We start from the raw sequence: 25,953 nt of genomic DNA, 5'->3' as shown, positions 1-25,953 counted from the left end.
ATTTATATACCGATGCTCTGTAGGCCTTTCGTATCAAGGTCTACAGGCTAGCTTTGGACTTTTCGATGAAATGGGCGCACAACCCCATATATCGCTGTGCTGGCGGTACAAAAGCAGGTTATTCTGGCCAAGGAAGCCGCTGAATTAGCTAGCGAAGGCTTAAGAATAGTGCAAAAAAGAGCCAGTGCGGGTGCCACTCCCGAAGCAGAAGTAAAGCGGGCGCAGGCCGTTACAGCACAAGCGAAATTGACTTTACTGGCAGAGCAGCAACGTTTTTCTTACCTAAAAACGGCATTGTCAGCGCTGTGGGGATTGACTACTCCAGATTTTAATCAAGTTGCGGGGGATCTATTTCAGTTTGGCAATAACGTCACATTTGAAACGTTATATGAAAAAGTGAAAGAAAATCCGCGAATAGAAATATTTGCTGCACAGTCCCGCCTCAAAGACGCTGAAATCCGTCTTGCGCAAACTCAGGCCAGTGCTGATATAAGTTGGTCAGTAGGAGTTCGTCGAATTCAGGAAAGTAATGATACAGCATTACTCGCTGGATTCAGCATGCCGCTGTTTGCAGACAAACGAAACTCCGGTGCAGTTGCAACTGCACAAGCAGCTAAAACGCAGGTTTTAATTCAACGGGAAGTGCTCTTACTTGATTTACATACACAATTATTCCGCGCTTTTCATAATCGTCAACAAGCCATCATCACTGTTAATACTCTGAACGCTTCCATCATTCCAGCTCTTGAAGAGGCTTTAATAGAAACGGAGTCTGCCTATCAGCGCGGTCGTTACGGTTATCTCGAATATGTCAGTGCACGTCAAGAGTTATTGACTGCCAAACGCACTCAGATTGAAGCCGCCGCTGCAGCTTTAAGTTATGGTGCTGAAATTGAGCAACTAACCGCAGAGCCGCTGAATATTGACGACAATACTTTTTCAGGAACACCACAATGAAATTAATCTCTCGCAAGAAAAAATTATTTACTCACCTTATGAATTATTGTTTTGCTATGATCTTGTTCTCCGGCCCAGTTTTCGCCGAAATTGGTATTCAAGAGGAGCATAGTGAAGAAGTTCACATTAAGCTGACTGAGCAGCAAATCGAATATTCAGATATTCAAATGCTAAGTGCTACATCAGGCACCATTCGTGATGTATTGCCAGTTTATGGCGTTGTTATACCCAATGCAGAGCGAATTCAATCAATAAAGGCGCGTTTTAGCGGCATTATTCGCAATGTCAATAAAAGTGTTGGAGATCAAGTTGAAAAAGGTGAAACGCTATTGACCGTTGAAGCCAACGACAGCTTGAAAACCTATACGATAAAATCATCGTTGAACGGCGTGGTCACCCAACGAAATGCTAACGTTGGTGAGCACACTACTGACTCCTCCTTGTTGGTGGTTCAGGATTTTTCCAGCGTTTGGGTGGAACTGTCTATTTTTCCTCGAGATGTTAGTTTGATTGAGCTTGGCCAGAACGTTCGTATTATCAGCCTCGATTCGAAACATTTTTCCGATGGAAAAATTATCTATATTGCCCCCCAAGGTGGCAGTGCTAATCAAACTGTCACCGCTCGTGCCCTAGTTGAAAACCCTAAAGGGGAGTGGAAGCCCGGCCTTTTCGTTAATGCCCAAATTACACAAGCAGAAATTACAGCTCCGGTGGTCGTGCGTAATGAAGCAATACAAATAATCGAAGGTAACCCTGTTGTATTTGTACAAGGTGAGAAAGGTTTCGAACCGCGTTTAGTGACTTTGGGCCGCACCGATGGAGATTTAAGTGAAATCTTAAATGGCCTGAGCAGCAAAGAAATATACGTCAGCAGAAACAGTTTTGTTCTGAAGTCAGAATTGGGTAAGGAGGATGCTGAACATGGTCATTAATCAATCTTGTTTAGTGCCGCTTAAAACGCCGATCGGCCGTATCAATTTCAATCTGTCATATGGTTTAAGAGCAGGAGTTCATTATGATCGATAAATTGATTCAATTTTCTATCGCTCGGCGCTGGTTGGTGATGTTTCTTGTTCTGGTAACGGCTACATTGGGGGGCTGGAACTATCAAAATCTGCCTATTGATGCCGTACCGGATATTACTAACGTTCAAGTGCAAATCAACACAGGAGCGCCAGGTTACTCACCGCTGGAAGTAGAGCAACGTATAACCTACCTGGTGGAATTAGCGATTACTGGTTTGCCTTATGTAGAGAGCACCCGTTCGATTTCGCGGTATGCATTATCTCAAGTGACAGTGGTGTTTGAGAAAGGGACAGACATCTATTTTGCTCGTAACCTGATTAATGAACGGTTGCAGCAGGCAAAAAGTGAGATGCCGTCGGGGATTGAGCCAGTTATGGGACCGGTTGCCACCGGACTCGGTGAAATATTCCACTATGCAATTAATGCAAAGCCGGGAGCTTTACAAGAAAATGGAGAGTCTTATGATGCGACTGCGTTACGAACTTTGCAGGACTGGGTGATTCGTCCACAATTGCGGTTGGTACCAGGAGTGACGGAAGTCAACACCATTGGCGGTTTTGAAAAGCAATATCATATTACTCCAGAACCATCAAAACTGCTGGCTTACCAGCTCAGCTTTGATGATTTGGTCGCTGCGCTGAATAAAAATAATGCCAATGTCGGTGCGGGTTATATTGAAAAAAACGGTGAGCAATATTTGATCCGTGCACCTGGGCAGGTAAAAGATATACCGGAGATTGAGAAAATCATTGTTGCATACCGAGCCGGTTTACCTATCACTGTTGCGGATGTCGCCGATGTTGGATTTGGTAAACAGCTACGTACTGGAGCCGCGACACGTGATGGTAAAGAAACGGTCTTGGGGACTGTTGTAATGTTACTGGGAGGCAATAGTCGAGCTGTTTCCCAAGCGGTGTCAACAAAGTTGCAAGAAATCAATAAAACACTCCCGGAGGGGGTTGTTGCTGAGCCGGTTTATAACCGTACGGTACTGGTTGATAAAACTATTGCGACAGTGCAAGCCAATTTGGCTGAAGGCGCGGTATTAGTGGTCGTTGTACTCTTAATTATGCTGGGTAATGTCAGGGCCGCATTACTGACCGCGATGGTGATCCCTTTATCTATGTTGATGCTGATGACGGGCATGGTACAGGCTAAAGTGAGTGCTAATTTGATGAGTCTTGGGGCACTAGACTTTGGTTTGATTGTTGATGGGGCGGTAATCATTGTTGAAAGTTGTATTTTACGCTTGGCAGGTCGACAACATCATCTTGGGCGAACACTGAGTTTAGATGAACGCTTTCAAACCGTGTTTACCGCCACCCGCGAAGTATTTACCCCTAGCTTAATCAGTGTATTAGTCGTTATCTTGGTTAATTTGCCCATATTGGCGCTCACAGGGGTAGAAGGAAAAATGTTTACGCCGATGGCAATGACGGTGATCATGGCATTGTTGTCTGCATTGGTGTTGTCACTTACCTTTGTCCCCGCCGCTGTGGCTCTGATCATGACCGGGCATATTGAGGAAAAAGACAATTTTATCGTGCGTTATTCCAAGCAAATTTACACACCAATATTGCGCTGGGCCCTTAAATTTCGACTTGTTGTGTTATCCGCCGCATTGATTTTTGTCGTCTTGGTTGGAACTCTTGCGATGAAGATGGGGACTGAATTTATCCCCAATTTGGATGAGGGCGATATTGCCGTCCAAGCATTGCGTATTCCTGGTACCAGCCTCAATCAATCCCTGGATATGCAATTTCAATTGGAAAAAACCGTATTGGAAATTCCGGAAGTTAAAACCTATTTTTCTCGTGTAGGTACAGCCGAAGTCGCTAGTGATCCCATGGGGCCAAATATTTCCGATGGATATGTGATGTTAAAAGATCGCAGTGAATGGCCCGATCCTGATAAATCCAAGGCTCAATTAGTGGATGAAATGGGTAAAAAGATGGCGTTATTACCGGGCAATGCGTTTGAAATAAGCCAACCTATTCAACTTCGCTTTAATGAACTGATATCGGGTGTGCGTTCCGACCTGGGTATTAAGGTATTTGGAGATAATTTAGAACAACTACTTAAATCCGGTGGAGAAATCGCCTCAGTATTAAGCGGTATTGTAGGAGCAGAAGGCGTTAAAGTAGAACAAGTCTCGGGTTTGCCCATTCTTTCCGTCGAAGTTGATCGTTCGATTCTTTATCGCTATGGGTTGAATGTCGCGGATGTACAAGATGTGTTGGCCGCCGCTACAGGTGGAGAGGAAGCCGGTTTAATCTTTGAAGGTGATAGACGGTTTTCAATTGTGGTTCGGGTGGCGGAACGAATACGGGGAGACATAAGTGCGCTGGAACGGCTCCCCATTCTGTTACCTGAAGGTGGTTATGTGCCTTTGCGAGAAGTGGCTAGCCTCAAATTGGCCCCAGGGCCTAATCAAATCTCACGTGAAAACGGTAAGCGTCGTTTAGTGGTGAGTGCTAACGTAAAAGGTCGCGATTTGGGTGGGTTTGTAACAGAAGTTCAAAGCAAAATAGCTCAACAAGTCAAACTTCCGCCCGGCTACTGGCTGGAATATGGTGGGACTTTCGAGCAATTACAATCGGCATCTCAACGATTAAGTGTGTTAGTTCCTGTGACATTGGTGATGATTTTTGCGTTATTGATGATGACCTTCGGTTCGGCAAAGGATGCGGCGCTGGTTTTCAGTGGTGTACCACTGGCTTTGACCGGTGGTGTTATTGCACTTTGGTTTCGCGATATTCCCCTCTCTATCACCGCGGGTGTTGGGTTTATTACATTGTGCGGAGTATCAGTGTTGACCGGCGTTATGATGGTATCAGCATTCAGAGATGCACTTAAACGTGGCGAATCGATTGAATATTCGATTCTTGATGGAGCCATGCTTCGACTTCGGCCTATATTGATGGTCGCTCTGGTCGCCGCATTGGGATTTTTACCCATGGCTCTCAATACCAGTACTGGGGCTGAGGTGCAAAGACCATTAGCGACGGTTGTAATAGGGGGGATTATATCTTCAACATTACTCACCCTTTTGGTACTTCCAGGCCTGTATCGTTTAGCTTGGCGAAAGTCAAATTCGATTGATGAAAATAGCGATTCTACCGCTTAGTTTTGGTAACGGAGCGTGGTGTATTTCGCGTTCTGTTTTCCAGCAAAAATATTTATTATTGGAGTATTAATATGAAACAGATTAAAGCTTTTATACATCACATTCGCTCTGCTGATGTTGTCGATACATTGCGCGGTAGAGGTTACATAAACATCTCATTACTTGATGTCAAGGGAACTTTAAATCCATTGGGAGAGCATGAGTTAGAGTATTCGTCAGAAGCTGGCGTGGTTATATCTGAAGTACAATTATCACTTGTATGTGAAGATGAGCGGGTGGATGAGGTTACGACCATTATTCGTAATGCGGGGAAAATTGGAACCAACATATCCGGTTGGATTTATGTCAGTCCAATTGAGCAAGTACTACCAATTAACGGTACCGAAAATTAATTTAACCTGAACACTGAATAAGCCGAGCTTCTCGATAACGCTCTTTTTGCACTAGCCGTGTGTGCTTATATAAAGCCAAAGCGGTTGGACGCAATTGTGTACAGTTGGCTAAGCAATAGAATAGCCTCCTTTATTTACGGGGCTTACCAGTCTGGTTAGCCTCGCTTTCGTTTAACCACTTCTGAATTAATTGGGCGATCCTTTTATGATCTTCTTCGGCTAGACAGGTTAACAATTTTCCCATATCAGGTTTGGCGTTAACTTTGGGTTGTTGACGCTCAAACAGATTATTTAAAGGTGATTTTTTTGGGGTTGTCATAGTGTCAAACGAAAGTTTTTATGTTGTCTGTCTATCTTATACCAAACAACTGCAGATTGATGTGCTGGTCACTAACAACAGGAATAATAATGAAAAAATTTATCGACTTATATCAACCATTACATCGTGCGTTAAATAAAACTCGCCTTGTTGAAGGAGTTGCCCCTCTTTTATTGCGTTTATATCTGGCTCCCATATTGATGCAAGCCGGTTGGAACAAATTTCAGTATTTTGACGATACCGTTGAATGGTTTGGTAATTCTGATTGGGGGTTGGGATTACCTTGGCCTGAGGTGTTTGCCAGTTTAGCCGTTGGTAGTGAATTGATTGGGGCTATTTTATTAGTTATCGGCCTGGCCACTCGTTGGATTTCCATTCCATTAATGATCACCATGCTTGTTGCTGCCATCACGGTGCATTGGCAGAACGGCTGGTTGGCGATTGCCGATGCCTCTAGTTGGTTGGCAGATGGCACAATATTGCGTAATGATAACGTGATGGAAACGCCTAAAAAGCTGGAGTTTGCCCGGCAGATATTGCAACAGCACGGTAATTACGATTGGCTAACCAGCAGCGGAAATTTCGTTATATTGAATAACGGTATTGAATTTGCGGCAACGTATTTTGTCATGCTATTAACCCTATTTTTTATTGGCGGTGGAAAATTCACTAGCGTTGACTACTGGTTAAGCAAACGGTTTATGCCAACCGTCAAAAAATGAAAATTTCTATTGTAATCGAGCGTGGGTTTTCCTAACTTAAGCACAATATAACTAGCCCAACAATTAAGGCAAATTATGCAAGCTCTGGATCTGTTATTAAACCGTTCATCTCAACCCCGATTACAGGAACCAGCACCTCAGGGGGAGGTGCTGGAAAATATAATGCAAGCGGGATTAAGAGCGCCCGATCATGCTGGTTTAACGCCATGGAAGTTTATTGTTTGTAGAGGCAGTGGATTGCGTAAATTGGGCGATATATTTGAGCTAGCCGCGATTGCCAATGATATGTCCGACAAAGATATTGAACGGGCACCGGATTTACCGTTGCGCGCACCCATGGTGATTGTGGCCATTAGCAAATTTGTTGAACACGCTAAAGTGCCGTGGGTAGAGCAGGTGGCATCGACATCTTGTGCCATCCATGCGATGCAAATGGCCGCAGTCGCCCAAGGGTTTGCGGGAGTATGGCGCACTGGCGCCTATGCACGATTTGATGAAGTTAAAAATGCGCTAAATTTGGCCGAAGAAGATGAAATTATCGGTTTCTTGTATGTAGGAACTGCGATGGGAAAATCCGCCACACCGGCCGCTAAAGATTCCAGTCAGTATTTTGAAATTTGGGAATAGAACCCTTAACTCGCTTTAGCCAACAAAAAAGCACCAATGAAGGTGCTTTTTTGTTGCTCACTGTTCATAACTTAGTAATTGGCGTTACCAGGTGAACGTGGAAAGGCAATCACGTCGCGCACGTTTTGCATACCGGTAACATACGCCACCAGACGTTCAAAACCTAAACCGAACCCAGCATGAGGTACGGTACCATAACGACGCAGATCGCGATACCAGCTGTAGTCAGCCGCATCCAGCCCCATTTCTTCGAGGCGTTGATCAAGAATATCCAAACGTTCTTCACGTTGCGCGCCACCGATAATTTCACCGATACCCGGTGCTAATACATCCATTGCCGCCACGGTTTTACCATCTTCATTTTGGCGCATATAAAATGCTTTAATATCCTTGGGATAATTTTGCATGATGATCGGTGCGCCAATATGTTCTTCGGCTAAATAGCGTTCATGTTCAGAAGATAGGTCGATACCCCATTCAACCGGGAATTCGAACTTTTTACCGCTGGCTTTTAAAATTTCAATCGCATCGGTGTAGTCCATGCGCACAAAATCCTGTGATACCACTTGTTCTAGGCGAGTAATCACGTCTTTGTTGATACGTTCTGCAAAAAACGCCATATCATCAGGTCGTTCGGCCAATACCGCCTTAAACACATACTTGAGTAATTGTTCTGCAAGTACCGCCATATCATTCAAATCGGCGAAGGCAACTTCAGGCTCAATCATCCAAAATTCGGCCAAATGACGACTGGTATTGGAGTTCTCGGCACGGAATGTGGGGCCAAAGGTATAGACCTTGGACATAGCGCTACACAGTGTTTCCAGGTTTAACTGGCCAGACACAGTTAAAAAGGCCTCTTTACCAAAGAAATCCTGTGAATAATCTACTTCACCTTTGTCGGTCATCGGTAAGTTGACCATATCCAGTGTGGATACCCGGAACATTTCGCCGGCACCTTCGCAATCGCTGGCTGTAATAATGGGAGTACTGATCCAAAAGTAGCCTTGCTCATGGAAAAAACGATGAATGGCTTGGGATAAACAGTTTCTGACACGAGTAACGGCACCCATCACATTTGTACGGGCACGCAGGTGGGCATGTTCGCGCAAATATTCTAACGAATGACGTTTAGCCGCCATAGGGTAAGTGTCCGGGTTTTCTACCCAGCCGATAACCTCAACTTGCTCTGCATCGATTTCCCACGCTTGGCCTTGTCCTTCGGACGGTTTGATTTTACCTGTAACTGCGACTGAACAACCTGCGGTCAGTTTTTTGATTTCTTCGTAATTGGATAACGAATTTAAGGCAATGACTTGCACCGGATCAAAACAACTACCGTCGTGTACGGCCAAAAAGGATAAACCTGCTTTAGAATCGCGTCGGGTTCTGATCCAACCTTTTACTACCACATCCGAACCGGCTGAATATTTACCAGCGAGTACGTCAGTAATTGGGGTGTGCGTCATGTGTATCTCCATAGCAAAATCAACCGACAGCTGATTTTGGATTGTTTTTAGTGTTTTGAGTCGATTTATGGATATTTGGGATGAAAATTAGCTTTTTCAATGCCAAGATAAGACTCTTTCATTCAGACCGCCAATGTTACTTGGCTGGTGGACAGACTCAAGTAAAAATAATGCCTAATGACAATAAAACTTACTTCAGTGATCAACGGCATCAGAAGGGTGATCTACTTTCTCGCTTAATGGTACTAAGCAATGTGCTTGCGTGGGGATTTTTTGTCGCTGCATTAGCCGTATTTCATTTTGCCCGGCCAGAGCTGGAAACCGGATTTAGCCGCTTTTTGGATATTGATACCCGTGAAGGCTGGAATCATTCATTAGTGGGCTGGCTAGTGTGGTTATTAGTGTTTTGTGTGGTGATGTCTGTATTGATGATTGTGCTGCGTAGCCGACGTGCCAGACGCAAAACCGATGCACTGTGGGTTAATATCTTTTTTTTGATGTTAATTGCCAGTGCATCGTTGGTTTATTTACTGCTAAATGTTGAAATATAGAACTACTTTAACGCGTTAAAAATCGCTTCTGTTAATTTGCTGAGTTGTTCCGGCTGAATAATATAAGGCGGCATAATATATACTAACTTGCCGAAAGGACGGATCCACACCCCGGCATCAACGAATTTTTTCTGAATAATGGCCATCTCTACTGGTTGCTTGGTTTCAACTACCCCAATTGCGCCTAACACCCGCACATCGGCCACATTAGCTAAATCAAGGCATGGGGTTAATTGTTGTTGCAGTTGAGTTTCTATATTCGCCACTTGTGTTTGCCAATCATTGTTGGCCAACAAACTCAAGCTGGCATTGGCAACTGCGCAAGCTAAAGGATTACCCATAAAAGTCGGGCCGTGCATAAATACACCCGGCTGGCCTTCGCACACCCCCGCGGCCACATCTTCCGTACATAAGGTGGCGGCCAAAGTCATATATCCACCGGTTAACCCTTTACCCAGACATAAAATATCCGGACTAATATCGGCATGCTCACAAGCAAAATATTTTCCAGTACGGCCAAATCCAGTGGCAATTTCATCACATATTAATAATAAGTCGTACTGATCACAGAGTTGGCGACAGCGCTGCAAATACATCGGGTGATAGAAACGCATTCCCCCTGCACCTTGTACAACAGGTTCGAGTATTAATGCCGCTAATTCGTGATGATGACGTTCAACCAATTCTTGCATTGGCATAAAGTCATCTTCATTCCAGTGCTGATCAAAGCGGGTTTGTGGGGCGGGAGCAAAAAGTTGTTGGGGTAATACTTTGCTAAACAGACTGTGCATTCCATTAATCGGATCACACACAGACATCGCTGAAAAAGTATCTCCATGGTAACCGTTACGAGGCGTAACAAAGCGAAATTTATCCGTATTGCCCTGACAAGCCCAATACTGAATGGCCATTTTCATCGCAACTTCAACTGCTACCGAACCCGAGTCAGCCAGAAACACTCGTTCTAGGCCTTGCGGTGCAACGTCAATTAAAGCGCGACACAAATCGATAGCCGGTTGATGGGTCAAGCCACCAAACATTACATGTGAGACGCGATCGATTTGATCTTTAGCCGCTTGATTCAGTACGGGGTGGTTATAGCCATGGATAGTTGACCACCAGGATGACATACCATCAATCAATTGCTTGCCATCCTGCATATGTAAATAGACCCCCTGAGCCGAGTCAACACCGTAGCAGGGTAACGGATGGGTCGCAGAGGTGTAGGGATGCCAGATATGCTGCTGATCGAAAGAGAGATCCATGGTGATGATTTACCTTTGGGATTAATGAGTGGTTAAAAATAAGGCTTCTGTTAACCTGTTTTAATCGATTGGGTTGACAAGTTTGAAGCGAGCAATAGACTAAGCCAGCATTCATAACTTGTAAAGGAACACTATGACTGGCTCTGCAGATATTCGCAATGATTGGACAGTGGCTGAGGTAAATTCATTATTTGCTCTACCTTTTAATGACTTACTGTTTAAAGCACAAAGTATTCATCGTGCCAATTTTGATCCTAATGAAGTGCAAGTCAGCACCTTGTTATCGATTAAAACCGGCGCTTGTCCGGAAGATTGTAAATATTGTCCGCAAAGCGCTCATTACACTACTGATGTGGAAAAAGAGCGTTTACTGGAAGTAGAAAAAGTATTGGCTGAAGCAAAAAAAGCCAAAGAACTGGGGTCAACCCGCTTTTGTATGGGTGCCGCATGGCGTAATCCGAAAGATCGTGACATGCCGTATATTATCGAAATGGTCAAAGGGGTAAAAGCCTTGGGATTGGAGTCCTGCATGACCTTAGGCATGTTAAGTCGTGAACAGGCCGCCATGCTTAAAGAGTCAGGATTAGATTACTACAATCACAATCTGGATACCTCACCAGAGTTTTATGGCGAGATTATTACTACTCGCACTTATGCTGACAGGTTGGATACCTTGCAAAATGTCCGAGATTCCGGAATGAAAATTTGTTCCGGAGGAATTGTCGGTTTAGGGGAAAGCGCTAATGACCGTTCCGGATTATTAGTCCAACTGGCTAACTTGCCTCAGCAACCGGAAAGTGTACCAATTAATATGCTGGTTAAGGTTGAGGGGACACCATTACAGGATGAGGTGGATCTGGATCCCTTTGAGTTTATTCGTACCATTGCCGTAGCCAGAATCATGATGCCCCGGTCTCATGTACGATTATCGGCTGGCCGTGAAGAAATGAACGAGCAAATGCAGGCTTTATGTTTTTTTGCAGGTGCGAACTCTATTTTTTATGGCAGCAAATTATTAACCACAGCCAATCCGGAAGCAGATTCTGATCAGTTGTTATTCCAAAAGTTGGGAATTCGCCCCGAAGCCAGACAAGGGTTTTCTGATGAAGTACATCAAGCGGCACTGTCTGATGCTATTGTTGAGCAACAACAAACGCCTCTTTTTTATGATGCGGCATCATGATACCGCATTTACGTCTTAGATAGAGAACCATTATGGCCTTTGAATTTATTAGTTCGGCGCTAGCAAAGCGTCGGACTAATTCGTTGTATCGACAGCGCCAAGCGGTAATCCCTTGTGATGATGGCCGCATTGAAATAAATGGTCAGCGTTACGTTAATTTTGCCAGTAACGATTATTTGGGCTTAGCCCAATCCACTGAATTAAAAACGGCATGGCAAAACGCGATTTGTCAGTACCCAGCAGGAAGTGGGGCTTCCCCCCTGGTGACGGGTTATACCCATGCTCATCATACTCTGGAAAACCATTTGGCTGATTATTTAGGTCGTGAAGCGGTCTTGTTGTTTAATTCTGGTTTTGCTGCGAATCAGGCGGTTTGTCAAAGTTTAATGGCCGGAGACGGGGTGATCATCGCCGATAAACTCAGTCATGCGTCGTTAATTGACGGTGCGCTTGCCAGTAACGGCAAATTACAGCGTTATGTACATAATGATCTTGCGCATTTACAGCGTTTAATCGTATCTCCCCACGACAATAAATTAGTTGTTACCGAGGGCGTCTTTAGCATGGACGGAGATGCAGCCCCCTTAACTGATATAAGCCGTTTATGTACCGACAATAACGCATGGTTAATGGTGGATGATGCACACGGTTTTGGAGTGCTGGGTGACAAGGGGATGGGAAGTGCTGAATTACATGATTTATCACAATCCCGATTACCCATCTTAATGGCGACTTTTGGTAAAGCCGTGGGAACCGCAGGCGCTTTTGTTGCCGGTAGTCAAGAATTGATTGACTATCTGCTTAATACCGCCCGTCATTATATCTACAGCACTCATTTACCTGCCGCTCAAGCCATGGCCACTGATGCCAGTCTGACTCTGATCCGTTCGCAAGTCTGGCGTCGGCATAAACTGCAGGAGAATATCGGTTATTTCAAGACTCGCGCTGCCCAACTAGGTATTCCATTAATGCCATCGGATAGCGCCATTCAACCTGTGATGATTGGCCACCCCCAGCGGGCACTTAGCATCAGCCAAGTATTGCAACAACAGGGGTTATGGTTGAGTGCCATTCGTCAGCCAACTGTTCCCAAAGGAACGGATAGATTGCGTATCACACTAACCGCATCGCACCAGCAAACCATGCTGGAGCAGTTATTAATATCCTTGGCTAGAGCATTAAATAATGCAGACTAGTATGGATCTTAAACAACGTATTGCCCGGCAGTTTAGCCGGGCGGCCGCCGATTATGATCAAGCCGCCGATGTGCAATGGCAAGTGGCCAAAGATGCTCTGAAAATGCTCAAACCAAGTCAGGGTGTGGTTTTGGATATTGGGGCCGGCACGGGTAGGGTGACCCAATGTTTGCAACCTCAACATGCCAAGGTCATCGGTTTGGATTTGGCCGAAGGAATGTTGCAATTTGCCCGGCAGCGCTCGGCTAGTCAACATCAGGCTGAGTTAAACTGGATAGCCGGAGATGCTGAGCAATTGCCCCTAGCGGACAACAGTATTCAGGCATTATTTTCATCCATGGCGTTGCAATGGTGCGAGTCGATTCCACGGGTTTTTAATGAGTGCTTTCGGGTGATGGATAAATCCGCTGATGGCGTGCTGGCAATCATGTCGCAGGGTTCCTTCAAACAGTGGCAGCGATGCTGGACACATTCTCAGGGGAGGGCGCCAATTAATCCGTTTCCAAGCCATGATTTATTGTGCAGTGCCGCGACTCAAGCCGGATTTAAGGTGATGGCCAAGCAACAAGAGTATGTGACTTTTCATACGGATGTGCGGCAATTAATCGGTTCAATAAAAAGTATTGGAGCGAACGTCAAGACGCACATGACATCGAATGATTGTCGCCCATTAACGCGGCAATCATTACTGGAACTTAATCGCCATTACGAGGCTTATCGTAATGAACAAGGCTTATTGCCTTTAAGTTATCAGATCAGTTTTTTACAGTTAACTAAACAGCCGGATTGAACGTGAAAAAAATATTTGTGACCGCAACCGATACCGATGCGGGGAAAACCTTTATGTCTGAAGCCATTATGCAAGAACTGGCCGATCGACGTTTTCAGATTTTAGGATTTAAACCCGTTTCTGCAGGCTGTGAGCAAACCAGCCATGGATTACGTAATTCGGATGCCTTGGCATTGCAGGCGCGCAGTACCCAAGCATTATCTTATCAACAAGTTAATCCCATCGCTTTTGAGCAACCCGTTGCGCCTCATTTGGCCGCTAAGAAACTGGGAAAGTCAATTGATTTAAACCGTATTCATGGGGCATTCGACAACTTACAGCAATATCAGCCTGATTTTATTCTAACCGAAGGCGCTGGCGGTTGGCGTTTACCTCTGTCTGATAATCTGTTCCTGTCAGATTTTGCCGTACAGCAACAAATGTCGGTCGTATTAATTGTTCCGGTTCGATTAGGTTGCTTGAATCACGCACGCTTGACGGTGGAAGCGATTGCCCATGACGGACTCCCCATTGTTGGTTGGGTAGCCAATGTTATCGACAGCAGTATGGCATTGTTAGACGATAACCTTGAGGCATTGCAGGTACTGATAGATGCCCCCTTATTGGGCTGCGTGCCACAAGTCGCAGATGCAGCTAGCGCAGCACGTTATCTGGACGTAACGCCACTCTTATAAATAACCTGCTGTGACAAAAGGTAATTTGGCTCACATCAGGTTATTGGTTTATTGGTGAGATAAGTAAGCCGACAAGTCTTGATCGGGCTCAATATCTATCTGCTGTCCACCAATAAATACCAGTCCGCTTTTATTGCCAAGCAAGGTTAACTGATGATCTTGGCGCTTTAGAGCGCTGCCTTCCCTGATGGCCAATACCGGCATTGTAGGATTGAGTATCATAAATTCGGCTAGGCGCTGGGCACGCGTTTCACCATTGTGTCCAGGTGGTTGATAATCGGTGTAATGGGGATTGAGTTGAAACGGTACTAACTCAAGAGCATCAAAGGACGGTGGCTCAATAATCGGCATATCATTAGTCGTACGTATGCTATTACCGGCAATATTGGAGCCTGCGCTCCATCCAACGTAGGGAGTGCCTTCACTGACTTTTTTGCGAATAACAGTCAATAAATTCTGTTTATATAATTGATAGAGCAAATTAAACGTATTACCGCCACCGACCATAATCGCTTGTGTATTTTCGATTGCCTGCTTGGCATTGGTGGTTTGATGAATTCCGGTTATCTGGAATTGTGGCAATGCTTGTTGAACCATTTGGGTATAGCTGTCCCAATCGACGGTAACACCTGCAAAGGGAATAAATAACACCTCAGTCTTATTAACTAAATGAGAATTAATCATTGTTTGAGCGTGTTGCAGATATTCGCTTTGCCCTTCTCTAGAGCTACTTAACAGTAAAAGATTCATCTTGTCTCCCTACATGGTTCGATAGGGAGCTGAGTATATCACTAGCGGTGAAATATTTGCTGACACTTTAGTGACTAATTTGGTGACTAACGACTATTGAATAAATTAATTTTCAGCACAACATATCCCTTAACCAAGAATCGGTTTTCTTGTTGGAGATTTTATGAAACGCGTGTTGTTATTTTTAGCGACTAACCTGGCCGTTGTGCTGGTATTGTCGGTCGTGCTGAATATTGTGTTTGCCGCTATGGATATAAATCCGCAGGGAATGGGGGGCTTGTTGGTTTTTGCCAGTATTTTTGGTTTTGGTGGGGCATTTGTGTCTTTGCTGTTATCCAAGTGGATGGCCAAAAGGGCGGTATCGGCTAAAGTCATAACTCAACCTGTCGGAGAAACCGAACGCTGGCTGGTTGCCACAGTGCAACGTCTTGCCAAACAAGCAGATATTGGTATGCCTGAAGTGGCGTTATATCAATCTAGTGATATGAATGCTTTTGCTACAGGAGCTAACCGCAATAGTGCATTGGTTGCAGTATCAACTGGTTTATTAGACAGCATGAATAAAGATGAAGTTGAAGCGGTGCTGGCTCATGAAATCAGTCATATCGCCAATGGTGACATGATTACCATGACACTGTTACAAGGCATAGTGAATACCTTCGTTATCTTTATGGCCAGAGTGATTGCCCATTTAATCGATAACGCGTTACGGGGAAATAACCGACAATCTGGTGGGTTGGGCATGTTTTCCTATATGGCAGTGGTGTTTGTACTTGAAATGGTGTTTGGCTTGTTGGCCAGTATTATTGTGATGGCTTTTAGTCGCCATCGTGAGTTTAGAGCGGATGCCGGAGCTGCCAAATTGGTCGGTCGTAATAAAATGATTGCGGCGCTGCAGCGCTTAAAGTTAAGTCAGGAATCTTGTTTGGACGGTACCCTGATGGCCTTTGGGATCCGTGGTAAACGCTCTTTCAGTGAATGGTTTTTAAGCCATCCACCGTTACAAAAGCGGATTGATGCGCTGCGGCAGCATTAAACGGGACAAGCCTGCCGTGCTTTGCGCGGCCGCCATCCGCTAAACACCAACATACCGCAGAGGACCAGCAATAAACCCATTATTTGCATCTTGTCCGGTACTACTCCAAGAGTGATACTGATCAGCAGGGTAAAAACCGGTACCAGATTAAAGGCAATGGCAGAGCCTTCCGGCCCCAATATCTGGATACCCTTCAACCAGAAAATGTACGCCAGTACCGAACCACATAATGCCATATACAACAGGATACTGTGAGTTTGCCAGGAAAGTTGCGGTATATTTTGATAGGGAGCGTCAAGGTAAAAAGCGACGATAATAAGCGCAATTGCACCGATAGAAACGGTCCAGCGGGCAAATTGTAATGACGGTATATGAGATGCGTATCGTTTGGATCCGACACTGTATAAACTCCAGGCTAAACAGGCGCCAAGCATCCAAATATCGCCTATAGCCACATGCAACAGGGCAAAATTTCCACCCGTGATAACCAGGCTTACTCCCGCAAACGCGACAAGCATACCAAGCAATTGAAATCGCTGAATACGAGTCTTGAGCAGCCACACTGCCAGCAGCATTGAAACCATTGGTGATAACGCCATTATCAGTGCCGCATTCAGTGCTTGTGTGGTATGCAAGGCGGTAAAAAAAGCGAAGTTAAATCCAAATACCCCAATGATACCAAGAGGGATTAATATCCCTGCGTCACGCCATTGCATGGTTGATTCTGGCCTACCTTTGACTAGCCTGAACAACAAAAATATTAGCATGGCCAAAAAAAATCGTTCGGCCGCGGCGGTTAGTGATGTTACTGAACCCGCGATTGCCTGACCTGCGTTGAAATTACTCCCCCAAAAAAAGGTGCTGAGGATGACCAGTGGCCATATAAACGTGTTTTTATTCATAATCGCTGTTAGCTCTTGTGATGACGATAGTCAATTTTGGATGTTGGTGAATATAATGATTTCGTTTATGCTTTTAAATAGCCAAAAATGGACTGGATTATTTCAAATATGAAATCAAAGTTTTCGCTCGATGATATGCATCTGTTTCAGCTTGTCGTGCAATACAAGGGGATTAATGCCACAGCAGCAGTCACCGGAATCGCGCCAGCAACACTAAGTCGCAGATTGAAAGCATTGGAAATAGCCTTGGGCGGACGATTACTGGAGCGCAGTGCTCATCATTTTTCGTTAACCGAAATGGGCAAAAGTTATTATTCACAATGCAGTCCGCTGTTGACCGATTTGTATTCTATTGTCGAGACACTGGAAACCCACCAGCACAAACTGTGCGGCCGATTAAAAATCACCGCACCGATTAGTTTGAGCCAACGCTGGTTAAGCGGCTGTTTTTTCGATTTTGCCAAACGTTACCCGCAGATTCATCTGGAACTGGTGCTGTCCAATCATTATGAGAATCTGGTTGAACAGCAGTTTGATGCGGCATTTCGAGTCGGTGAACCGCATGAACCAAACTGGATAGCCCGCCATGTCTTGACCACCCACATGGGACTGTGTGCGTCAAAATCTTATTTGCAACAGGTAGGGGATATCCGCCATCCGCAAGATCTGGCTGATAAAAAACTCATAGTGGCCGAACCCGTTTCGGTATGGGATCTCCAGCATCAGCATAGCGGTGAAGTAGTGGGATTGAATCCACAAAGCCGCTTTCGTACCAATGATTTTCATTTGGCGATTGATGCCATTGCGGCCGACTTGGGGGTTGGGCTGGTGCCAAATTACTATTTTCGCGCAGGCCAAAAAGACAGCCGTAGTCTGCAAGCTGTGCTACCGGAGTGGATGGGGCAACAACGACCCGTTTATCTTTTATATCGTGACCGCCAGACGGTATCAGCCCGATTAAGGGTATTTATCGATTTTGTGATTGAATGGACGCAAGCCTACCAAATTGTCTAAGCAGTGCTTTCTAGGCTATAACACAACATTTGCTTTTAATACCTTCCCCGGCTGGGTAGTATAGGCGTCCTGTGCAAACATTTTTGATTGGTAACACAACATTATGAGTCATTATCCCGCCATCCTGTTTGTCTGTCTGGGCAATATTTGTCGGTCACCTTCGGCACATGCAGTATTTCGGCATAAAGCCAAAGCAGCAGGGATTAATGTCACAACCGATTGTGCCGGTACGCAAGGCTTCCATAAAAATGCTAAACCGGACCAACGAGCGGTGTCGGCTGGTACTGCTCGTGGTTATGATTTTTCGGGTTTACATGCCAGAAAAGTAGTGGCTGATGATTTTGAAAAGTTTGATTTGATTTTACCCATGGATCACACCAATTTGGCTGATCTAATCGACGTTTGTCCACCTGAACATCAACATAAGATCCAGTTGTTCTTATCCTTTAGCGATTGTGATGAAGAAGCCGTGCCCGATCCCTATTACGGTGGGGCTAAAGGCTTTGAATACGTATTGGATCTGATTGAGCTGGCATCCGATGGATTGCTGGAGCATATTAAAGCAGCCAAACAGTGATCCCCAGTTATCGTTCCAGTCATATTACTTGGCTGGCTTGTCTCAGCTTATCGCTCTTTTTATGTTGCAGCATTGTGTTGTTTGACGGGCTGAGTGCCCCTTTTAGCTCAAGTGTCGAACAGCAAATTTTAATTCAAATCCGTTTACCAATGGTATTAACTGCAATCGCTGTTGGAGCCGCCCTTTCTGTAAGTTCGGCATTGCTGCAAGTGTTATTGCGCAATCCTCTGGCGGATCCGGGCATTATTGGTATTAGTAGTGGTGCCAGTTTGTTTGCCGCTATCTATTTGCTGGCCGGTGGCGTCTGGGGTTGGACCGGAATGCAGTATGGTTTGCCGCTGTTTTGTTTTGCCGGTGCAATGTTATCGACGTTATTAATTTACATGCTGGCTCGGCGGCTTGTGAGTTTAAATGGCAGCTCAGTTATCCTCGCCGGTATAGGTATTTCAACGATAGCCGGTGCCATTATTGCCTGGCTGTATTTTTTCTCTGACGCGCAAGCCTTGCGTAATCTGACTTTCTGGTTAATGGGGAGTTTGATGCAAACAGACTTGGCTCTCATTAGCATGACGTTGCCGGTAATCCTGTTGCTGGTGGGGTACAGTATTCGTCAGGCGAAACCACTTAACTGGTTGTATTTTGGGCATAAAACGGCTTTGTTGGCGGGATTGGATGTAAGTCGTTTTAACCGCCATATTTTGCTTTGTAGTGCTTTATTGGTTGGTATTGCCGTTTCACTGGCCGGTTCCATTGCTTTTGTGGGGTTATTAGTCCCCCATTTATTACGTAATTTTTGTGGCCATGACAACCGTTTTATTCTGCCGGCCTCTGCGCTGGGAGGTGCTTTGTTATTGATGTTAGTGTTGATTTTATCCAAGAGTTTTGGAGGCGTGGCTGTCCCGGTAAGCATGTTAACCGCCAGTTTAGGTGGACCGGTTTTTCTGTATTCCTTGAGCCGTATCGGCAGGTTGTCGCAATGAGTTTATTGACCATTGAATCAGTCTGTTTGTCCAATCGACTAAACCAAATTAACGTGTCAGCCAGAGCGGGGGAATTTATTCATTTACTGGGACCTAATGGTGCCGGTAAATCTTCCTTGTTACATGTGATTGCTGGATTGATTCCGCTTTCATCGGGGAAAATCAGCTATGCCAATCGGTCTTTAGAGGAATATAGTCTGGCTGAGTTGGCTGGCTTTAGGACATTACAAGAACAAAGCCAATATTCAGTCTTTGCGGTTAGTGTGGCCGAAGCGCTGCACTTTTTTATACAGGAGTTAGACGCTATACCTGCCAATCTGGAAAACGCGCTGGAAATAACGCCGTTTTTGACTAAATCGATGCAACAGCTTTCCGGTGGAGAATTACGACGAGTGCAAATTGCCCGGGCGTTATTGCAAATTTGGCCCGCTATTCAGGCCGGCGAAGGACTGGTGTTACTGGATGAGCCTTTGCAAGGCCTTGATTTGCGGCATCAGGCACTGTTAATGAGGTTATTGACTGATATCGCTAAGTGGGGAAATATCGTCATAATCAGTAATCATGATCTGGATTGCTGTTATCGATATGCGGATAAGGTCTGTTTATTAAAAGATGGGGTGCTGCAAGGATATGACCAAACCGCTGTGGTAATGCAGCCTGAAACACTTTCACAAGCCTTCGATTGCCTTATTGCTATTCATACTACATTAGAAGGTAAAAAGATCTTTCAAACAGTTGAAAAAGGCCGTTAACCTCCGTATCTTTCTCGCTCCCAAGCTCGTACGCTAATATTGCCCTAAAGCAAAGTGAGCTATTCTCTAGGCAATTACTAACAGACTAAAAAGGAATCATAGTGAGTCAATGGCAACCTGATAGTTGGCGACAAAAGCCAATTTTACAACAACCTCAATACGAAGATGCGCAACAACTTCAAGAAGTTGAACAGCGTCTACATAGCTATCCACCCGTTGTATTTGCCGCTGAAGCTCGCCAATTGTTTATTCAGTTAGCCGACGTGTCACAGGGGAAGGGCTTTTTGTTACAAGGCGGTGATTGCGCCGAATCTTTTGACGAATTTAATGCCCCCAAGATCCGCGATACCTTTAAAGTGATACTTCAAATGGCAGTGGTGTTGACCTACGCAGGAAAATGCCCAGTAACGAAAGTGGCCCGTATGGCTGGGCAATATGCCAAACCTCGTTCTGGCGATTTTGAAACTATTGATGGCGTATCATTACCCAGCTATCGCGGCGATATTATTAACAGCTTCGAGTTTACCGAAGCGGCTCGCCGTCCAGATCCGCAGCGGATGGTAGAGGCATATCACCGCGCATCTTCTACCTTAAACCTGTTGCGCGCTTTTGCCCAGGGGGGCTTGGCTGATTTGCATGAAGTGAATCGCTGGAATATGGCCTTTGTGGAAAACAATCCGCTTAAAGAGCGTTATCAAACGATGGCCAATAATCTGCATGATGCGCTGGAGTTTATGTCTGTCGTGGGGATTAATGCCGATAATCACAAAGCCATCAGTGAAACTACTTTGTTTACTTCCCATGAAGCGTTGTTACTCAATTACGAACAGGCGTTAACCCGTCGCGATACGATGACAGGGGACTGGTATAACTGTTCCGCGCATATGTTGTGGATTGGTGAACGTACTCGCCAGCTTGATCATGCCCATGTGGAATTTTTCCGGGGTATTAATAACCCTATTGGGGTCAAAGTGGGTCCAACCATGCAGGAAGATGAGTTAATCGAACTGATTGACACATTAAACCCAGATAATAAAGCTGGTCGTTTAACCCTTATCACGCGCATGGGCGCGGATAATCTGGCTGAAAATTTACCGCGTCTTTTGAAGCGAGTGAAACAGGAAGGTCGTCATGTGGTGTGGAGCTCTGATCCCATGCATGGTAATACCATCAAGGCATCCAGTGGTTATAAAACTCGTAATTTTGATGACATTTTGCGCGAAATTCAGCAGTTCTTTCAGGTGCATCGTGCCGAAGGTACTCATGCCGGTGGAATTCATTTAGAGATGACCGGCCAGCACGTAACGGAATGTACCGGTGGTGCTTATAAGATCAGCGATGCCGATCTGGCTGAGTGCTATCAAACCCAGTGTGATCCAAGATTGAACGCCGATCAAGTACTTGAATTGGCCTTTTTAGTTGCCGATCATTTGAAAGCCTAAATCGGTCGCTTAAAACGGTGATATAAAAACGGCCTCCATTGAGGCCGTTTTTTTATATTGCGAGTTACGCTAAAACCGCAATCCCAAGGCCTCACACAAAAAACGTTGTAATGGTTGTGCGCGACCATAAATACGGGCTACCTGCTCGGCTAAATCATCCTGATACAGTAATGATTCGGAAATAGGGGCAAGCGCAATAAAATCTTTGCGTTTTAACTCGTTAATCAACGGATGGTCACCGTCAAACCCGCGGGGAGGGCGAGATAAGGATTCTCCAACCATTTGATACCGCTCGGTAAAGGGCGGATGTTCGATAGCGTCCTGGTAGGGGCCGGGCTTAGCCACAATATGGTCGCGGTAGGCTTTAAGTTCATCTGAAGCGGGATGCCATGAACCCACACCAAGAAAAACATTATCCGGCTCGATATGCAGATAAAATCCCGGTGCGTGGACATCTTTGCCTACTTCATGGCGAAACTGGATCCCTACGTTGGTTTTATACGGAGATTTGTCTTTGGAAAATCGTACATCGCGGTAAACCCGCATTAATGATCCGCCAATCTTCTTTGGGATTGCTTCATAGTGAGGGGAGATCATTTTGATCCAGCTGTCCATTTCCTGAATAAAATTTAATGCGGGAGTGCGCACCAGATCTTCGTAATCTGACTTATGGTCGTGAAACCAGCTCTTGTCATTGTTGGCCCGCAGAGCTTGTAAAAAGTGCATTAATTCAGGGGTAAAATGTTGTGCCATTGGATCCTCGTTAATTGAATTGGTTTATTTAGTATTTACGTCGCTCTAATCCGGTTGTCGCTAATATTTTGGCGGATATTTCCTCTATGGAGAACGAGGTACTGTTCAAAAAAGGAATTTTTTCCCGCCGATACAGGTTTTCTACTTCACGTAGCTCCATCATACATTGTTGTAATGAGGCATAACGACTATTCGCTCGACGTTCAGAGCGGATTTGATGCAACCGCTGTGGGGCAATAGTTAAACCAAATAATTTATGTTTATGCGTCCGCAGTGCCGCCGGAAGTTTTAATACATCCAGCATATCATCTTCGGTAAAAGGATAATTGGCTGCCTTGATACCGTATTGCAGCGCCAGATACAAACTGGTGGGCGTTTTTCCAGAGCGTGATACCCCCGTCAAAATAATATCTGCCGCACCATAATCTTTAAGGTTGGAGCCGTCATCATTTGCCAGCGCGAAGTTGACCGCATCGATTCGAATATCATAGGTTTTTTCGTGAATACTGTGAGTACGATGTTTTTCTGGTTTAGCTTGAATGCCCAAGGCTTTTTCCAGAGGAGGAACGAATTGATTAAGGAAATTATAATTAATTCCATCGGAATTAGAGATGATATCGCGTACTTCGGGATTGACTATGGTGTGAAAAACTAACGGACGCTGTCCAGAATCTTGAAAACTTTCAGTAATTTTTTTATTCACCTCGACAGCTTGTTCGGCCGTTTCGATAAAAGGAATGGTGTAATGTTTAAACTCAATGGGAAACAAAGACAGCAGTGCGTGGCCAAAAACTTCGGAAGTGATCGCGGTTCCGTCGGAAATATAAAAAGATGAGCGCATAACAATTCCTTAACAATGTTGTAATTTTATTACGAAAATAAATAAAAGTTTACTTTCTTATAACCAACATTCTAAAATCATCTGCGCAAAAAGCCAGTATTCATAATAACGATCAAAAAAACAATAAGCGAAAAGTTGGCCGCGTAAACTCAAAGGTGCCAAAAATTGAAAATTGTTGGGGCATAACGTCTCCATTAACATAAACCGGCAGGAGTACTCTACAGTGCAAGAATATGTTTTATGGTATCAACAGTTGGGCATGACCGACGTTGATCGGGTTGGGGGCAAAAATGCGTCTCTGGGAGAAATGATTTCAAACTTGGCCAATGCTGGTGTGCAGGTACCAGGTGGTTTTGCAACAACGGCTTTAGCATTTAACGATTTTCTTGAGCAAAGTGGTTTAAACGACAGGATCCATCAGTTATTGGATGAACTGGATGTCGATGATGTTAGTGCATTAGCGGTAGCGGGCAAAACGATTCGAGACTGGATTGTTGAAACGCCTTTTTTACCTGAGTTAGAAGCGCAAATTAAAACCTCATTTAGTCAACTTCAAGGTGAAATGGGGGATGAAGCGTCTTTCGCGGTGCGTTCCTCTGCCACGGCTGAAGATATGCCTGATGCTTCTTTTGCCGGTCAGCAAGAAACCTTTTTGAACGTTAAAGGTTATGATGCGGTCATGGTCGCAATCAAGCATGTGTATGCTTCTCTATTTAATGATCGGGCGATTTCTTATCGTGTGCATCAAGGTTACGATCACAAAGGCGTGGCGCTTTCTGCTGGCGTACAACGCATGGTACGCAGTGACTGTGCTTCTTCCGGAGTCATGTTTACGATTGATACCGAATCCGGCTTTGAGGATGTAGTGTTTATTACCTCGTCTTTCGGTTTAGGTGAAATGGTGGTGCAGGGAGCGGTAAACCCTGATGAGTTTTACGTACATAAACCAACGTTAAATCAGGGCAAACCTGCCATTGTGCGACGTAATATGGGCAGTAAATTAACCCAGATGATTTATTCTGCCAGTGAAGATCATGGTAAGCAGGTTGAGATTGTGGATGTGGATCAGGCAAAAAGCCGCACATTTTCAATTAATGATGCTGAAGTCACCGAGTTGGCCAAGCAAGCGCAAATTATCGAAAAACACTACCAGCGCCCGATGGATATTGAATGGGCTAAAGACGGTATTGATGGCAAGTTGTATATCGTCCAAGCTCGTCCTGAAACAGTGCGCAGCCGTGAAGATATTCAAGTTATTGAGCGCTTTAACCTCAAAGGCACGGCTAAGGTTATCGCCGAAGGTCGCGCCATTGGTCATAAAATAGGTAGTGGCACCGCTAAGGTTCTTAGCGGGGTTGAAGAAATGGAAAAAATTCAGCCAGGTGACGTATTAGTTACCGATATGACCGATCCGGATTGGGAACCGATCATGAAACGGGCCTCGGCGATAGTCACCAATCGTGGTGGTCGTACCTGCCACGCCGCGATTATTGCTCGTGAGCTGGGTATTCCTGCCGTTGTGGGTTGTGGTAATGCTACAGATTTAATCGGCAATGGTGATCAAGTCACAGTCTCTTGTGCCGAAGGCGATACCGGTTATATCTATGACCAACAGTTAGAATTTGATGTAACCACATCACGCATAGATTCCATGCCTGATTTGCCACTTAAAATCATGATGAATGTGGGGAACCCGGATCGTGCTTTTGACTTTGCCCGTTTACCCAATGCGGGGGTCGGACTGGCTCGATTGGAATTTATCATTAATCGAATGATTGGGGTGCATCCCAAAGCGCTACTTAACTATGAGTTGCAGCCTGACGATGTTAAACATGACATTGATTTAATGATGGCCGGTTATGAATCGCCGGTGGAGTTCTATATTGCTAAATTAGTTGAGGGGATTTCAACTATTGGTGCGGCATTCTCACCACAGAAAGTTATTGTTCGTATGTCGGATTTTAAATCGAATGAATACTTTAACTTAATTGGTGGCTATCAATACGAGCCGGATGAAGAAAATCCAATGCTGGGTTTCCGTGGTGCCAGTCGTTATATTTCAGAAGACTTTCGTGATTGTTTTGCTTTGGAATGTGAAGCAATTAAACGGGTTCGTAACCAAATGGGATTAACTAATGTCGAGATCATGATCCCCTTTGTACGTACTGTGGAAGAAGGCCGCAAAGTCATTGAATTACTCGCCGAACAGGGCCTTAAACAAGGCGAAAACGGATTGCGGGTTATTATGATGTGTGAATTGCCATCCAATGCTTTGTTAGCGGATCAGTTTCTGGATATTTTTGATGGTTTCTCAATAGGCTCTAACGATTTAACTCAATTAACCTTGGGACTGGATCGGGACTCAGGTGTGATTGCCCATTTGTTTGACGAACGCAATGATGCAGTTAAAGCCTTGTTGTCGATGGCAATTAAAGCGGCTAAAGCCCGTGGTAAATATGTCGGTATTTGTGGTCAAGGTCCATCCGATCATGAAGACTTTGCGGCCTGGTTAGTGGAGCAGGGAATTGATAGCGTTTCCCTTAACCCAGATTCTGTGGTCGAGACTTGGTTATATTTGGGTGAAAAACACGCTTGAATGCCTGTCAGT

The 25,953-nt window shown here is 44.9% G+C and carries 25 protein-coding genes; 18 read left to right on the top strand and 7 right to left on the bottom strand.

What is annotated here, in order from left to right; all coding sequences use genetic code 11:
• The first annotated feature begins 96 nt into the window (after positions 1 to 96).
• The 4 genes from ACTD55_RS04375 (at position 97) to ACTD55_RS04360 (ending at position 5,502) form a co-directional block, all read left to right on the top strand.
• Positions 97 to 957 carry a TolC family protein gene (locus ACTD55_RS04375; protein ID WP_438863091.1) on the top strand — a complete coding sequence of 287 codons (861 nt, stop codon included), beginning with the start codon at positions 97 to 99 and terminating at the stop codon, positions 955 to 957.
• On the top strand, positions 954 to 1,889 hold the full coding sequence (locus tag ACTD55_RS04370) for an efflux RND transporter periplasmic adaptor subunit (protein ID WP_438863090.1): 936 nt from the start codon (positions 954 to 956) through the stop codon (positions 1,887 to 1,889). The genes ACTD55_RS04375 and ACTD55_RS04370 overlap by 4 nt, the downstream gene beginning before the upstream one ends.
• An 83-nt stretch (positions 1,890 to 1,972) precedes the next feature.
• Positions 1,973 to 5,110: an efflux RND transporter permease subunit gene (locus ACTD55_RS04365; RefSeq protein WP_438863089.1), complete on the top strand. Its 3,138-nt coding sequence runs from the start codon at positions 1,973 to 1,975 to the stop codon at positions 5,108 to 5,110.
• 71 nt (positions 5,111 to 5,181) lie between these two features.
• The gene (locus ACTD55_RS04360; RefSeq protein ID WP_438863088.1) at positions 5,182 to 5,502 is read left to right on the top strand and encodes a P-II family nitrogen regulator; all 321 of its coding nucleotides are present in this window, start codon (positions 5,182 to 5,184) and stop codon (positions 5,500 to 5,502) included.
• A 130-nt stretch (positions 5,503 to 5,632) separates the two neighbouring features.
• Here ACTD55_RS04360 and ACTD55_RS04355 read toward each other — a convergent pair whose 3' ends face one another.
• The gene (locus ACTD55_RS04355) at positions 5,633 to 5,821 is read right to left on the bottom strand and encodes a hypothetical protein (protein ID WP_438863087.1); all 189 of its coding nucleotides are present in this window, start codon (positions 5,819 to 5,821) and stop codon (positions 5,633 to 5,635) included.
• 89 nt (positions 5,822 to 5,910) lie between these two features.
• Between ACTD55_RS04355 and ACTD55_RS04350 the strand changes: the two genes are divergently transcribed.
• Together ACTD55_RS04350 and ACTD55_RS04345 are read left to right on the top strand one after the other, a co-directional pair.
• Positions 5,911 to 6,543 (top strand): HvfX family Cu-binding RiPP maturation protein, encoded by a 633-nt coding sequence (locus ACTD55_RS04350; protein WP_438863086.1) that lies wholly within the window; start codon positions 5,911 to 5,913, stop codon positions 6,541 to 6,543.
• A 75-nt stretch (positions 6,544 to 6,618) separates the two neighbouring features.
• Positions 6,619 to 7,170: an NAD(P)H nitroreductase gene (locus ACTD55_RS04345; protein WP_438863085.1), complete on the top strand. Its 552-nt coding sequence runs from the start codon at positions 6,619 to 6,621 to the stop codon at positions 7,168 to 7,170.
• 71 nt (positions 7,171 to 7,241) lie between these two features.
• Here the strand turns inward: ACTD55_RS04345 and asnS are convergent, their stop codons facing one another.
• A complete protein-coding gene (gene asnS, locus ACTD55_RS04340) occupies positions 7,242 to 8,639 on the bottom strand; it encodes an asparagine--tRNA ligase (protein WP_438863084.1) in 1,398 nt (465 codons plus the stop codon).
• An 80-nt stretch (positions 8,640 to 8,719) separates the two neighbouring features.
• Here asnS and ACTD55_RS04335 point away from each other — a divergent pair, with 80 nt between their 5' ends.
• Positions 8,720 to 9,190: a hypothetical protein gene (locus ACTD55_RS04335; RefSeq protein ID WP_438863083.1), complete on the top strand. Its 471-nt coding sequence runs from the start codon at positions 8,720 to 8,722 to the stop codon at positions 9,188 to 9,190.
• Positions 9,191 to 9,192: 2 nt separating this feature from the next.
• Here the strand turns inward: ACTD55_RS04335 and bioA are convergent, their stop codons facing one another.
• Positions 9,193 to 10,455 (bottom strand): adenosylmethionine--8-amino-7-oxononanoate transaminase, encoded by a 1,263-nt coding sequence (gene bioA, locus ACTD55_RS04330; protein WP_438863082.1) that lies wholly within the window; start codon positions 10,453 to 10,455, stop codon positions 9,193 to 9,195.
• A 133-nt stretch (positions 10,456 to 10,588) separates the two neighbouring features.
• On the opposite strand from bioA, the gene bioB reads away from it, so the two are divergent.
• The 4 genes from bioB to bioD are packed head-to-tail and all read left to right on the top strand — an operon-like array spanning position 10,589 to position 14,298.
• The gene (bioB, locus tag ACTD55_RS04325) at positions 10,589 to 11,638 is read left to right on the top strand and encodes a biotin synthase BioB (RefSeq protein WP_438863081.1); all 1,050 of its coding nucleotides are present in this window, start codon (positions 10,589 to 10,591) and stop codon (positions 11,636 to 11,638) included.
• A gap of 32 nt (positions 11,639 to 11,670) precedes the next feature.
• Positions 11,671 to 12,834: an 8-amino-7-oxononanoate synthase gene (gene bioF / locus ACTD55_RS04320; protein WP_438863080.1), complete on the top strand. Its 1,164-nt coding sequence runs from the start codon at positions 11,671 to 11,673 to the stop codon at positions 12,832 to 12,834.
• Complete coding sequence (locus ACTD55_RS04315; RefSeq protein ID WP_438863079.1) at positions 12,824 to 13,624, top strand: methyltransferase domain-containing protein; 801 nt, start codon at positions 12,824 to 12,826, stop codon at positions 13,622 to 13,624. The genes bioF and ACTD55_RS04315 overlap by 11 nt, the downstream gene beginning before the upstream one ends.
• A 2-nt stretch (positions 13,625 to 13,626) precedes the next feature.
• Positions 13,627 to 14,298 carry a dethiobiotin synthase gene (gene bioD / locus ACTD55_RS04310; protein WP_438863078.1) on the top strand — a complete coding sequence of 224 codons (672 nt, stop codon included), beginning with the start codon at positions 13,627 to 13,629 and terminating at the stop codon, positions 14,296 to 14,298.
• A 48-nt stretch (positions 14,299 to 14,346) separates the two neighbouring features.
• Here the strand turns inward: bioD and pepE are convergent, their stop codons facing one another.
• Positions 14,347 to 15,048 (bottom strand): dipeptidase PepE, encoded by a 702-nt coding sequence (gene pepE / locus ACTD55_RS04305; protein WP_438863077.1) that lies wholly within the window; start codon positions 15,046 to 15,048, stop codon positions 14,347 to 14,349.
• A 163-nt stretch (positions 15,049 to 15,211) separates the two neighbouring features.
• Between pepE and htpX the strand changes: the two genes are divergently transcribed.
• Positions 15,212 to 16,084 carry a protease HtpX gene (htpX, locus tag ACTD55_RS04300; protein WP_438863076.1) on the top strand — a complete coding sequence of 291 codons (873 nt, stop codon included), beginning with the start codon at positions 15,212 to 15,214 and terminating at the stop codon, positions 16,082 to 16,084.
• Here the strand turns inward: htpX and ACTD55_RS04295 are convergent.
• Positions 16,081 to 16,986: a DMT family transporter gene (locus tag ACTD55_RS04295; RefSeq protein WP_438863075.1), complete on the bottom strand. Its 906-nt coding sequence runs from the start codon at positions 16,984 to 16,986 to the stop codon at positions 16,081 to 16,083. The genes htpX and ACTD55_RS04295 overlap by 4 nt on opposite strands.
• Positions 16,987 to 17,094: 108 nt before the next feature.
• Between ACTD55_RS04295 and ACTD55_RS04290 the strand changes: the two genes are divergently transcribed.
• The 5 genes from ACTD55_RS04290 (at position 17,095) to ACTD55_RS04270 (ending at position 21,751) form a co-directional block, all read left to right on the top strand.
• Positions 17,095 to 18,000: a LysR family transcriptional regulator gene (locus ACTD55_RS04290; protein ID WP_438863074.1), complete on the top strand. Its 906-nt coding sequence runs from the start codon at positions 17,095 to 17,097 to the stop codon at positions 17,998 to 18,000.
• A gap of 103 nt (positions 18,001 to 18,103) precedes the next feature.
• Complete coding sequence (locus tag ACTD55_RS04285; RefSeq protein WP_438863073.1) at positions 18,104 to 18,577, top strand: low molecular weight protein-tyrosine-phosphatase; 474 nt, start codon at positions 18,104 to 18,106, stop codon at positions 18,575 to 18,577.
• On the top strand, positions 18,574 to 19,557 hold the full coding sequence (locus ACTD55_RS04280; RefSeq protein WP_438863072.1) for a FecCD family ABC transporter permease: 984 nt from the start codon (positions 18,574 to 18,576) through the stop codon (positions 19,555 to 19,557). Before ACTD55_RS04285 ends, ACTD55_RS04280 begins: the two co-directional genes overlap by 4 nt.
• A complete protein-coding gene (locus ACTD55_RS04275; protein ID WP_438863071.1) occupies positions 19,554 to 20,309 on the top strand; it encodes an ATP-binding cassette domain-containing protein in 756 nt (251 codons plus the stop codon). Before ACTD55_RS04280 ends, ACTD55_RS04275 begins: the two co-directional genes overlap by 4 nt.
• 101 nt (positions 20,310 to 20,410) lie before the next feature.
• On the top strand, positions 20,411 to 21,751 hold the full coding sequence (locus tag ACTD55_RS04270; protein ID WP_438863070.1) for a class II 3-deoxy-7-phosphoheptulonate synthase: 1,341 nt from the start codon (positions 20,411 to 20,413) through the stop codon (positions 21,749 to 21,751).
• 69 nt (positions 21,752 to 21,820) lie between these two features.
• Here the strand turns inward: ACTD55_RS04270 and ACTD55_RS04265 are convergent, their stop codons facing one another.
• Positions 21,821 to 22,504, bottom strand: coding sequence for a DUF2461 domain-containing protein (locus ACTD55_RS04265; RefSeq protein WP_438863069.1), 684 nt, complete (start codon positions 22,502 to 22,504; stop codon positions 21,821 to 21,823).
• Positions 22,505 to 22,532: 28 nt separating this feature from the next.
• A complete protein-coding gene (ppsR, locus tag ACTD55_RS04260; protein ID WP_438863068.1) occupies positions 22,533 to 23,345 on the bottom strand; it encodes a posphoenolpyruvate synthetase regulatory kinase/phosphorylase PpsR in 813 nt (270 codons plus the stop codon).
• 223 nt (positions 23,346 to 23,568) lie between these two features.
• Here ppsR and ppsA point away from each other — a divergent pair, with 223 nt between their 5' ends.
• Positions 23,569 to 25,941, top strand: a complete 2,373-nt coding sequence (ppsA, locus tag ACTD55_RS04255) for a phosphoenolpyruvate synthase (RefSeq protein ID WP_438863067.1) — start codon at positions 23,569 to 23,571, stop codon at positions 25,939 to 25,941.
• Positions 25,942 to 25,953 lie beyond the last annotated feature (12 nt).

The sequence above is a fragment of the Neptunicella sp. genome (assembly GCF_048268085.1).
In the GTDB taxonomy this organism is placed as follows: domain Bacteria; phylum Pseudomonadota; class Gammaproteobacteria; order Enterobacterales; family Alteromonadaceae; genus Neptunicella.
This window is presented reverse-complemented; position numbering and strand designations above follow the sequence as displayed.